The sequence below is a fragment of the Roseobacter cerasinus genome, assembly GCF_009811755.1.
Lineage (GTDB): Bacteria > Pseudomonadota > Alphaproteobacteria > Rhodobacterales > Rhodobacteraceae > Roseobacter > Roseobacter cerasinus.
Genome location: NZ_BLIV01000005.1, coordinates 261,089 through 272,231, shown reverse-complemented (window position 1 = coordinate 272,231; position 11,143 = coordinate 261,089). Strand labels below are relative to the sequence as shown.

The window sequence follows — 11,143 nt, the reverse complement described above, 5'->3', positions numbered from 1 at the left end:
ATGGCGAACGAAATGAAGAAACCGGATCCTTATCAGCTGTCCCAGCAGATCGGGTACAATCTGCGGCGGGCCAATCAGCGTCATGTGGCGATCTTTGCCAAACATGTTGACGGGCTGACGCCCACCCAATTTGCTGTGCTTGCGCGTTTATGGGAATGCGGGGCGCTGTCGCAAAACAAGCTGGGCCGGCTGACGGCGATGGATTCCGCGACGATCAAAGGGGTTGTGGAACGGCTGCGGGCCAAAGGTCTGGTGCACTCCTCGGCGGATCAGAACGATCAGCGGTTGCGCCTTGTGGATCTGACGCAGGCGGGGCGTGCCGCATTCGAGATCGCCTTAGATCAGGCCCTGGCCGCGCGCACCGAAACGGTCGAGCGTTTGACGCCCGATGAAATTGTGGCGTTCGAGGCCCTCCTGGCCAAGCTGATCTGAAGCTCTTTGCGCTGCTGCCTTAGATGTGCAGGGATTTAGATGCCGACATATTTGTTCAACAGGCTGGGATCATCGCGCAGCGTTTGGGTCTCGACCACCTCGCGGCTGTGCCCGTTTTCAATGAAGGCCACGCGGTCGGCCAGTGATAAAACCGTTTCAATCCGCTGCTCGACCAGAATGACCGCCTTGCCCTCGTCCCTCATCGCACGGACGGTGTCGGTGATCAGTGCGATCATGGAAGGTTGCAAGCCCTCGGTCGGCTCATCCAGCAACAGGACAGAAGGCTCCAGACAGAGGGCGCGGGCCGTGGCCAGCATCTGCTGCTCGCCGCCCGACAGGGTCTCGGCCCGTTGGGACAGCCGTTCCCGCAGCCGCGGAAACATGGTCAGGATCCGCTCGCGGGTGGCGGCGGATTTGCCGCGCGTCATCAGGCCCACGTCGATGTTCTCGGCCACTGTCAGCTCCTTGAACAGACGTCGGCCCTGCGGGACATAGGCGATGCCCTGGCGCGGCACCTCATGCGGCGGCAGGGTGCTGATGATTTGCCCATCCAGACGGATTGTGCCTGATTGCAACGGCAGCAGGCCCATGATCGCCTTGAGCGTGGTGGTCTTGCCTGCCCCGTTCCGGCCCAAGAGGCACAGCACCTCACCCGGGCGCGCCTCAAGCGACAGGTCGTACAACACCTGAACCTGATCGTAGCCGGTGCTTATGGCCTCCACCCTCAGCGTCATCCCGTCCCCAGGTAGGCATTTTGCACATCGGCATTGGCATGGATCTCGGCAGGCGTGCCACGGGCGAGTATCTTGCCGGTCTCCAGCACCGTGATTTCATCTGCCAGCGCCATCACGACGCTCATGTTGTGCTCGATCAACAGGATCGTCGTGTCACCGGCCAGCTCTCTGATCAGGGTGTTGAACTCCTCAATCTCGCTTTCGGCGAGGCCCTGCGTGGGTTCATCGAGGATCAGCAAGCGCGGGGTCTGGGCCACACCCATGGCAATCTCCAGCAACCGCTGGTGGCCATAGGCCAGATCGCCTGCGATCTGTTCCATGCGGTTGGCCAGCCCCACCCGGTCGAGCGCGGCCCGCACTTTGGCCTTGTCGCGTTGCCCCAAGGCCAGTGCGACATTGTCGAACAGGCTAAGGCGCGCATAGATCGCCGTGATCTGAAATGTATAGGCCATGCCGCGCTGAATTCGGGCATGGGCGGGAAGCGCCGTGACATTCTCGCCGTCAAACCAGACCTCGCCTTCGCTGGCTGGAATGCGGCCCGACACCATACCGACGAAGGTGCTCTTGCCCGCGCCATTGGGTCCGATCAGCGCGTGGATCTCACCTTTGGCCAGCGTGTAGTCCACCGTGTCGACCGCCCGAAGGCCGCCATAGATGCGGGTGAGGCCTTTGGTTTCCAACAGCATCATGGCAGCCAAGGCGCCCAGCGATTGCGGATCTCACCGACAATCCCCGCGCGCGCGAAAAGGGTCAGCAACACAAGCACCGCCCCCGCGATCAGCATGTAGGCATTGGTGATCCCACTGGCATAGTCGATCAGATAGAACATGAAGGCGACGCCGACCAGCGGGCCAATCGTGGTGCCCATCCCGCCCAAGAGCACCCAAAGCAGCGGAAAGATGGAATACTGCACCGATGCGAATGTGGCCCCCACATAGCCAAACAGCACCGCATATCCGGCCCCCGCTGCCCCCGCGATTGTACCGGAGATGACAACCGCAGCCAGCTTGTGCCGAAATACGTCATAGCCGAGCATGCGCGTGCGTTCCTCATTCTCGCGCACGCCGATCAGGACACGGCCAAAAGACATCTGCATCATGCGGGCCGTGATCAGCAGTGCTATGGCAAAGAGGCTCAGGGCCGCGTAATAGCGGGTCAGGGGGTCGGTCAGCGCATAGCCAGCGATCTGGCGGCTGGCCTGCGCAATGACAAAGCCTTCGTCGCCGCCGGTCCATTCGCCCAGGTAGAGCGCTGTCAGATAAACCGATTGCGCGAACATCAGTGTCACGATCATGAAGGCCACACCAATGGTCCGCAGCGCCAAAAGCGCAACAACAGCTGACAGGGCCGCCGCACAGATCAGCCCAATTACAAGGGCCGGTATGACGGTCACACCGCCCAGATGCATGGCCAGCCCGCAACCATACATGCCTGCGGCAAAGAACATCGCATGCCCGAGGCTGAGCAGCCCGGTATAGCCGAAAAGGACATTGTACCCGACGGCATAGGTCGCCAGCACCAGAATGCGGGCCAGATTTCCCTGATGATACGTTGGCAGCACGAAGCCCAGTACGATCAGCGCAGCGATCAGGCCCAGATGCAGGGTGACGGACCGGGTATCAAGGCTCATGCCATCTTCTTCCCGTAAAGCCCCTGCGGGCGGAAGACGAGCACCAGTGCCACAAGCAGCGTGGCCAGGATCTTGGACAGCGTTGGGCTGAGGAAGACCGAAATGACCCCGTCCGACATGCCGATCAGCAAGGCCGCGAAAATCGTGCCCCGCACCGACCCCAGCCCGCCGATGATCACAACGATAAAGCTCAGCAGGAGCGGATCATGCCCCATCAGGTAGTGCGCCTGCTGGATCGGGACGATCAGGACCGCAGCCAGCGCCGCCAGCGCCGCGCCCAGACCAAAGACAATCGAGTAGACGCGCTGCACCGGGATGCCAAAGGCCAGCGCGGTTTCCCGATCCATCTGTGTCGCGCGCATGATCAGCCCCAGCCGCGTGCGGGACAGGATCAACCAGAACGCCAGCAGGATGCTGATGGCCGCAGCGATCACAAACAGTTTGTAGCTGGTGATGCTCAGCCCCCAGGGATAGAAAAACGCCAAGCCATTTTCGCCCCATTCCAGCCAGGGCAGTGCGATCCGGTGGCTGAAAGGCGGCTCAACCGGCCGCGCCTCCGGCCCGTAGATCATCAGCGCGGACTGCTGCAGGATGTAAAGAACCCCGATGGTGCCGACGATGGTCGCCTCGGGGTCATAGGCCACGTTTTTCAGGATCAGCCGATCCACCAGCACGGCGACTGCGCCCGCGATCAGCGGTGCGATCGCAAGTGCGGCCAGAAACCCGATGGCCGGATGCCCGGCAATGGACGTGGACACAAACCAAGCGACAACGGCCCCCAGCATGAAGAATTCGCCGTGAGCCACGTTGACCACCCGCATCACCCCAAACACGAGCGACAGGCCAAGCGCCGTCAGCGCCAGAACCGATGCGCCCACAGCCCCTTCGAGGATGGCGAGCATGAGGTGAGGTCCGAAATCCATTCAGTCTTTACTCGTCCAGCCGGGACCGGGGCCCCGGGCGATGGCGCTCTGGTTTCAGAACGATTGCGTGGTGTAGTCCACTTCATCCGGGTAAAGCGTGTCCTCGATGGACGTCGTATGCACTTTGACCAGACGCCCATTTTCAACGCGCGAGATGTATTGAACACCAAAGACCTGATGTGTCTTGCCGTTGAACAGCTTCGGACCCTGCGGATGCTGCATGCTTTCCGGCATCTCGGTCATGGCCTCAACCGCTTCGATCAGCTTCTGGCGATCTGCGGCACTTTGATAGTCGGAGGCTTCCATCCCCGCCTTGATGATATTCAGGGTTTCCCAGCAGCCGAACATATGGGCATAGGTCGACACATCGCTGGGGTCCGACACCGATGCGCCGTTGTCATCAACGCCAACAGCCGCGCGGAAGGCCTGGTCGTATTCCGTCTGATCGGCCTGTGCGTAGCGGGGATTGCCCTCCCAGAAATAGGTGCCCTCCAGAAACTCCAGACCGGGCGAGGCCAGATCGACCGCCTCCAGCGAGTCGATGAAGCCAAAGATCGCAGGGCTCGACGGGCCAAAGAATTCGCCCAGCTCCTTCACGAATGTCAGCACCGCTGGGCCAACCATGACGTGATACAGCACTTCGGTCTCGCGCGGGATCTTGGGGAAATATTTGGTGAAGGAGGTCTCGGCGGGTGGCACGGCGATATGTTCCAGCACTTCACCTCCCTGTGCCTCAATCGCAGCGGTGAAGAAGTCGCGGTGATCATGGCCAAAGGCGAAATCAGGGAAGATCATGGTGACCTTCTTGCCCAGATTTTCCGACACATAAGGCGCCATCGCCTGAACCTGGCTTTTCACATCGGTGATGCCCGGCTGCAGGGTGTAGCGGTTCAACGCGCCGGAGGCGACATGGTGCCCTTCGGAGACAACAAAATATGGGATCTTCTGCTCTCCCGCCGCCGGGGCGGAGCCAATGACCACATGGCTGAACAGCGTTCCGAACGCGACATCGCAGCCATGCTGGTTGGAGAATTTCTCGACCACCTCAGCCCCGCGCTTGGGGTCGGTGCCGTCATCTTCGGCGATGATCTCAACCGGTCGGCCATTGATGCCGCCCGCGTCGTTGATCATTTTCACCGCCGCATCCGTCGTGCGCCCGTACCAGCGGCCATAAGCGGCGCCGATGCCGGTGGAGTGTTGCTGAAATCCGATCTTGATCGGGGCGCTGGATTGCGCGCTGGCAAAGCGCCCGATCAAAGGTGAGGCTGCCAGAAGGGCACCTGCGCCTGCGCTTTTCAATAGTCTCCGGCGGCTTGTCTTTGGTGTCTGTGTCATTCCAACTCTCCCTGTCGGTGGGGCCTTTGGCCTCTGATCATTGTGGGTAAATGTTGTTTGCATACATGCAATTTGTCCAGATAATTCTGGTGATGGGCTGTGTGTGGGCAGCTTACGCGCCTTTCGGTGCCGCCAAAAGCCACAGACCAAGGAATGTGTAGCCGATCATGAAAATCGACAGGGGCAGCGTGGCAATGGCCGCCCGGCGATGATCGCCGAAGAGCGTGATGGCCACCCGGTGGGCCAACAGAACCGACCAGACGTGACCCAGCACAACCAGCCCCGCCTGGGTGACCCAGATCAGCCGCACCGTGTCAATCCGGTTGAAAAACCCGGTGGTGACCCGGAAGGGCTGTATGCCCAGCAGGTCCGCCCCGGTGGCAAACGGATCGCTGACAGCGGCAATGGTGTACTGGATGCCGACGATGAACGCGGTCAGGTAGTGCGCCATGTGATAGACCAGCGCAATCGGCAGAACACACAGGGCAAGCCATCCGAATGCGAGGCCAAACGGCACCTGCTTGCGCGCCAGCCGCATGCCCAGCCAGACCACCACGGCAAACGCCACGATCAGGCCCAGAATGGCCCCGAAGAGCCCCATAACTGTCACGCCGACAATGGCCGAGCGGCCCGGGAACTCCAGCGGGTTCACGCCGATCTGGCCCAGCCACCAGAAGGTTTCGTTCAGCCCGTCAAAGCTGCCGACGCCCAACAGGGTCAGCGCAAAAAGACCTGCCGCCCGCACCGGTGGGGCTTGCGCAATCTGCCAGCCGGGGCCACCGATCCCTGCGGGCGGCTGCAGCCGGATCACCGCCAGACTGGCAAAGGCGGCAAAGAGGACCTGCCCAAGCTCCGCGCGCCGGCACCAGTTCGGCCCAAACAGGATCAGCCCCAGAAAGGTGAACCCCCAATAAGCGGCCACCAATTGCGCCAATCGCGCGGGGTCGTCTGGAGCCGGGTCCGCGAGTAGGAACGCAGCAAATGCGACCAGCATCAGCGTCGCAGGCCAGACCCCGGTGCCCTCTGGCAAGCGCACCAGCGGCTCCTTGATCCTCAGCAGGTGATAGAGGCCCACCCACGGATTGATCCATGTCCAGATATTGCCAAGGAAGGCCGCAAGGCTGACCAGCGCAATCCAGCCAACCGTCCAAAACCCCAAAGGCATCAGGTTCGACAGCGGATTACGCGAGCCGTAGATGCCGATGTAGATGCCAAAGCACATGACGCAGAAGGACAGCAGGCTCGTGACCACCGGCAATGTGCCGAAACCGCGGGACGGCAAAGCGCGTACGGAAAACATCCGCGTCACCGCGCGTTCCGGAATGGCAAACAATGCGATCACCGTCAGCGCGACAACGGCCACACCGGCGGAGATATAGGCCCCCGTCGGCAGCAGCAGCACAAAGCCCTGTTCCGAGACATGCGCCAGCGCCGGGCTGCACCACAGCAGCGCAAGCTTGACGGCAATGATTATGTTCCTCAGTCTCACCGGGGTATGATGCGTGGGGCGTGCCAGAGATGAAAGCGGCTTTTCTGTTGGTGGCGGTCGCGGCAACCGGGGCGGCGCTGTGGTTCAGCGGGGTGTTTTCGCCCGCGGCGCGCCATCTCCTGATCACCGAGTCCACAGCCTCCCCCATGGGCAATGGTGCGGCTGCCGTGCTGACCATCGATAACCAGGGCGCGCCGGATCAGCTGGTCGCTGTCAGCAGCCCGACCGCCACTGTCATGTTGCATGGCGCAGAAGCAGGCCTGCCAATCCAGACCGGCACATCGTCACTGGCGACGGACGCGGCCCATATCATGATCCGCTCGGACACCCCGTTTGAAGATGGCGCCCTGATCCCGGTCACGTTGACCTTCGCAAATGCGGGCGACACAAGCGTGAATATTCGCTATGCCACGCCGAACCCGGACAGTATGGCCGCGCATAGCGCGATGGGCCATGGTACCATGCAACACGATGTTGGCGACGGGCCTCAGCCCACCGTCAGCCTGAGCGTGGAACGGGTCGAAAACGGTTGGTTGGCCCAGATTGAGACAACCAACTTCACGTTCTCCGAAGCCATGCAGGATGGCGACCATGTCGATGGGACCGGGCATGGGCATATCTATCTGGGCGGCATGAAGCTGGGCCGGGTTTTTACCAACAGCTACAGCATCGGCGCTCTGCCATCTGGCCAACACATCCTGCGCGTCTCGCTCAATACCAACGACCACCGCGCCTATGCGGTCGATGGCACACCGGTCGAGGCCGAAACCATCATTACAGTTGACTAGCGCCGCCGCTTTGCGACTTTATTGGTATACAAGTGAGTTTGCATGAGGCGCCTGCGTGGCCAGAGACAGAATAATTGGCGTGGATGTCGGCGGCACCTTTACCGATCTGGTGACGATTGATGGCGCGTCCGGCGGCCTGCGTATCGCCAAAACGCCGACCACATTGGACAATCAGGCCTTTGGCGTGATCAAGGCGCTGTCGATCGCCGAGATCGATTTGGCAGATGTCGATCTGATCGTGCATGGCACCACCACAACAACCAACGCCGTGCTGGAACGTAAGCTCTCAAAGACCGGGCTGATCACAACTGCGGGCTTCCGCGATGTGCTGGAGCTTGGGCGGCGGACCCGCCCGCAGCCTTACGGGATGACAGGGCAGTTCTTCCCCATCATCCCCCGGGATCTGCGCCTTGAAGTGGCCGAGCGCATGGATGCCAACGGCCATGTTCTGACACCACTGGATGAGACCGCCCTGCGTGAAGCGGTCGGCACGCTAATCGACGCGGGCTGTGAAGCGCTGGTGATCCACTTTCTGCACGCCTATGCCAATCCCACCCATGAGCTCCGCGCGGCAGAGATCGCCGCAGAGCTCTGGCCCAATTCCTACATCACCACCGGTCATAGCTTGCTGTCGGAAACGCGCGAGTTTGAACGGGGGGTGACCGCCGCCGTGAACGCCTCGGTCCAGCCTTTGCTGGAACGATACGTGACCCGGTTGCGTAATGAACTGACGGGCAAAAGCTATCAGGGCGACGTTCTGGTCATGAACGGCAATGGGGGAATGGTATCGTCGCAGCTTGTGGCCCGTGAGGCTGCGAAAACGGTCATGTCCGGGCCAGCCTCCGGCGTCATGGCAGCCGCGTATACCGGCGTTCGGGCGGGCGAAGAGAACCTTCTGACCTATGACATGGGCGGCACCTCGACCGATGTGGCCCTGATCCGCAACGGCACGCCGCCGATCTCGAACGAAATCGAGATCGAATACGCCATGCCCATCCATGTGCCGATGGTGGATGTGCGTACGGTCGGGGCAGGTGGCGGGTCCATCGCATCGGTCAACGCGGCAGGCCTGCTGGAGGTGGGGCCAGCAAGTGCAGGGGCCGACCCCGGCCCGATCTGCTATGGCAAAGGTGGGACGGACCCCACCATTTCAGACGCCAATATGCTGTTAGGTCGGTTAAACCCTGACAAGCTGAACGCGGTTGCGGGCGGTATTGGGCAGGGCCAGATCGCGCAGGTCTTTTTGGACAGGCTGGGCACGCCGCTCGGTGTTGACGCGCAACAGGCGGCAGAGGCCGTGATCCGGGTGGCCAATGCCAAGATGGCCGGGGCCATCCGCATGGTGTCGCTGTCGCTGGGGGCCGACCCGCGCGATTTTGCGCTCTTTGCCTTTGGCGGTGCCGGGCCACTGCATGCGGCGGATCTTGCGCGGGAACTGGGCGTGCCTCGTGTGCTGATCCCAGCGCGACCGGGCATGACCAACGCGCTTGGCTGTATCGTCGCCGATCTGCGCCACGACTATGTGCAGACCGTCAATCAGCCGCTTGGTGAGGACGATGTCAGCGTCATTCATGATGTTTTTGCCGGGCAGGTCGCCGCGGGTGAAGCCGCGCTTGCGAAAGAAAACGTAACGATCCAGGAGATTCGAAAAGTCTTCAGCGTCGATATGCAGTTTCTTGGGCAAAGCCATGTGGTCCGGGTACCGCTAGAACACGCGACTCCGTCGGCTGCCGACCTGCGCACCGGGTTCGAGGCGGTCTATTGGACCCGTTTCAAAGTCGAATTGCCGAAAATTCGCGCGCGCATTGTGACGGTGAACACCTCCGTCATCGGGGTCAGCACTCCGGTGGATCTGGCTTGTCTGATCGACCCTGCCGGGCGGCGGGACACAGCGACCCCAGCCAACCATCGTGCCGTGATCTTTGACGGCAAGCCGCATGAGACAGCCGTTTACTGGCGCGATCACCTGCCTGCCGACGCGGCCTTTGATGGGCCCGCGATTGTCGAACAGCTCGACAGCACCATCCTGATCCCGCCAGGGGATACGGTCACCTCCGGGGCGGATGGCAACCTCATCATTCATATCGGGGGCGCGGCATGAGCATTGACCCCATCACCCTGTCGGTCATTCAGGCAGGGCTGCAGCAAGTCTGCGATGAAATGGATCTTAGCTTCTCCCGCGCGGCCTTTTCGCCCGTGATCGCCGAAGCCAATGACCGCTCGGATGGCATTTACGACGCCAAGGACGGTGCGCTTGTTGCGCAAGGGGCCGGAGGGCTGCCGGTCTTTGTGGGCACGATGCAGTATTCCACCCGCGTGCTGATCGAGATGATCGCCGCAGGCACTGCCGCCGCCCCCAGACCGAACGACATCTATATTGTGAACGATCCCTATCTGGGCGGCACGCATCTGATGGATGTCCGCTTCGCCAAACCGTTTTATCGCGGGGGCAAGATTTTCTGCTGGCTGTCCAACACCGGGCACTGGCCGGACACGGGCGGCGCAGTGCCGGGTGGGTTTTCGGCCTCCGCCACGTCCGTAGAGCAAGAGGGGCTGCGATTGCCGCCTGTGCGCCTGTTCAAGGAAGGCGTGCTCGATCCGGAGATCTACAGCATTATCTGCTCCAACATCCGGGTGGCGGACCAGCGGATTGGTGATGTGAAGGCGCAGGCGGCGGCTCTGATGGTGGGCGAAGATCGGTTGAACGCTCTTCTGGATCGCTACGGCGACGATGTGGTGCAAGAGGCAATTGCAGAGCTGCGCCGCCGGGCGGAAACCCAAATGCGCAAGTTGATCGATGAGATCCCTGATGGCACCTACACGTCAACCGCCTGGATCGACAGCGATGGCGTGGTGAACGAACCGCTGGCGATCCGGCTGAAGATCGAGAAGACAGCGGGGCACCTGCAATTCGACTTCTCCGACAGCAGCCCACCCTGCATGGGACCGATGAACTCGGTCCTGGCGACCACACTCTCCTCCGTCTACCTCGCCATGCGCCACATTTTTCCCGAAGTCCCGATCAGCGCAGGGGCCTTTGCACCGCTGGAAGTGTTGCGACCAACGGGCACATTTCTTGACGCGCAATATCCGCGCCCGGTGTCAGGATGTGCGGCCGAAGTCTCGCAGCGGATTGCAGAGGCGGTCTTTGCAGCATTGGTTGCCCCATTGCCGGGCCGTGTCACGGCCGCCCCGGCTGGCACCAGTGGCAATTTCGCCCTCGGCGGGCACGATCCCGAGACGGGTCGCGACTACGTCATGTACCAGCTTTCTGGCGGAGGCTATGGCGGCAACGCCGACCATGATGGGATTACGAACGGGTGCTCCACCATCGGGATTTCAAAGGCCCCGCCAATTGAAATTATGGAGCAGAACTTTCCGGTTCTCTATCACCGCTATGCCATGCGCGAAGGCTCTGGTGGAGCTGGTATGTTTCGGGGCGGGCTTGGGCTGGAATACGAGGTCGAGCTGCGCCGGGGCCGGGCCACGGCAAGCTTCGTGATGGATCACGGGCGGTTTGGGCCTCAAGGCGCCTTGGGCGGCGCGGACGGTGCCGTGAACGAGGTTGAAATCAAGCGCGGTGATAAAGTCTACACACCGGAGCATCTGTCCAAAGAGCAGGACATCGCCCTCTCGGCGGGTGACAGGGTTTGCGTCAGAACGCCCGGTGGCGGTGGTTACGGCGACCCGAGCAAGAGAGATCCCGAGCGGATTGCCGTCGACAAGCGCCTCGGGCGGATCTGAGAAACCAGTGCGATCCTGTTAGGTCATCCAGCCCCATGAACACCTTGCAATGCGCAGCAATTCTCTCT

Annotated in this window: 10 protein-coding genes; 4 read left to right on the top strand and 6 right to left on the bottom strand. The window is 61.6% G+C overall.

The genetic code is table 11. From position 1 onward, the window contains the following. The first annotated feature begins 12 nt into the window (after nt 1-12). Complete coding sequence (locus So717_RS14330) at nt 13-432, top strand: MarR family winged helix-turn-helix transcriptional regulator (protein ID WP_159978456.1); 420 nt, start codon at nt 13-15, stop codon at nt 430-432. Between the two features lie 35 nt (nt 433-467). On the opposite strand, the gene So717_RS14325 is transcribed toward So717_RS14330, so the two are convergent. From So717_RS14325 to So717_RS14300, 6 genes are all read right to left on the bottom strand, one after another. Continuing rightward, nucleotides 468-1,166 carry an ABC transporter ATP-binding protein gene (locus So717_RS14325; RefSeq protein WP_159978454.1) on the bottom strand — a complete coding sequence of 233 codons (699 nt, stop codon included), beginning with the start codon at nt 1,164-1,166 and terminating at the stop codon, nt 468-470. Further along, complete coding sequence (locus So717_RS14320; protein WP_159978744.1) at nt 1,163-1,855, bottom strand: ABC transporter ATP-binding protein; 693 nt, start codon at nt 1,853-1,855, stop codon at nt 1,163-1,165. Before So717_RS14320 ends, So717_RS14325 begins: the two co-directional genes overlap by 4 nt. Further along, complete coding sequence (locus tag So717_RS14315; RefSeq protein WP_159978452.1) at nt 1,852-2,796, bottom strand: branched-chain amino acid ABC transporter permease; 945 nt, start codon at nt 2,794-2,796, stop codon at nt 1,852-1,854. Before So717_RS14315 ends, So717_RS14320 begins: the two co-directional genes overlap by 4 nt. After that, entirely contained in the window at nt 2,793-3,719 is a 927-nt protein-coding gene (locus So717_RS14310) for a branched-chain amino acid ABC transporter permease (protein WP_159978451.1), read from the bottom strand. Before So717_RS14310 ends, So717_RS14315 begins: the two co-directional genes overlap by 4 nt. Before the next feature lie 54 nt (nt 3,720-3,773). Beyond that, entirely contained in the window at nt 3,774-5,054 is a 1,281-nt protein-coding gene (locus tag So717_RS14305; protein ID WP_159978449.1) for an ABC transporter substrate-binding protein, read from the bottom strand. 112 nt (nt 5,055-5,166) lie between these two features. Next, nucleotides 5,167-6,543 (bottom strand): hypothetical protein, encoded by a 1,377-nt coding sequence (locus So717_RS14300; protein ID WP_238840951.1) that lies wholly within the window; start codon nt 6,541-6,543, stop codon nt 5,167-5,169. A 29-nt stretch (nt 6,544-6,572) separates the two neighbouring features. Here So717_RS14300 and So717_RS14295 point away from each other — a divergent pair, with 29 nt between their 5' ends. Genes So717_RS14295 through So717_RS14285 form a run of 3 tightly spaced genes read left to right on the top strand, consistent with a single transcriptional unit; the run spans nt 6,573 to nt 11,075 of the window. Next, nucleotides 6,573-7,331, top strand: coding sequence for a copper chaperone PCu(A)C domain-containing protein (locus So717_RS14295; protein ID WP_159978447.1), 759 nt, complete (start codon nt 6,573-6,575; stop codon nt 7,329-7,331). 55 nt (nt 7,332-7,386) lie between these two features. After that, nucleotides 7,387-9,432: a hydantoinase/oxoprolinase family protein gene (locus So717_RS14290; protein ID WP_159978445.1), complete on the top strand. Its 2,046-nt coding sequence runs from the start codon at nt 7,387-7,389 to the stop codon at nt 9,430-9,432. Further along, the gene (locus tag So717_RS14285) at nt 9,429-11,075 is read left to right on the top strand and encodes a hydantoinase B/oxoprolinase family protein (protein ID WP_159978443.1); all 1,647 of its coding nucleotides are present in this window, start codon (nt 9,429-9,431) and stop codon (nt 11,073-11,075) included. Before So717_RS14290 ends, So717_RS14285 begins: the two co-directional genes overlap by 4 nt. Nucleotides 11,076-11,143 lie beyond the last annotated feature (68 nt).

Excerpts from the sequence above, each read along its gene's own strand:
- So717_RS14330 (WP_159978456.1), top strand. The coding sequence starts at position 13 with ATGAAGAAACCGGATCCTTATCAGCTGTCCCAGCAGATCGGGTACAAT.
- So717_RS14325 (WP_159978454.1), bottom strand. The coding sequence starts at position 1,166 with ATGACGCTGAGGGTGGAGGCCATAAGCACCGGCTACGATCAGGTTCAG.
- So717_RS14320 (WP_159978744.1), bottom strand. The coding sequence starts at position 1,855 with ATGATGCTGTTGGAAACCAAAGGCCTCACCCGCATCTATGGCGGCCTT.
- So717_RS14315 (WP_159978452.1), bottom strand. The coding sequence starts at position 2,796 with ATGAGCCTTGATACCCGGTCCGTCACCCTGCATCTGGGCCTGATCGCT.
- So717_RS14310 (WP_159978451.1), bottom strand. The coding sequence starts at position 3,719 with ATGGATTTCGGACCTCACCTCATGCTCGCCATCCTCGAAGGGGCTGTG.
- So717_RS14305 (WP_159978449.1), bottom strand. The coding sequence starts at position 5,054 with ATGACACAGACACCAAAGACAAGCCGCCGGAGACTATTGAAAAGCGCA.
- So717_RS14295 (WP_159978447.1), top strand. The coding sequence starts at position 6,573 with ATGAAAGCGGCTTTTCTGTTGGTGGCGGTCGCGGCAACCGGGGCGGCG.
- So717_RS14285 (WP_159978443.1), top strand. The coding sequence starts at position 9,429 with ATGAGCATTGACCCCATCACCCTGTCGGTCATTCAGGCAGGGCTGCAG.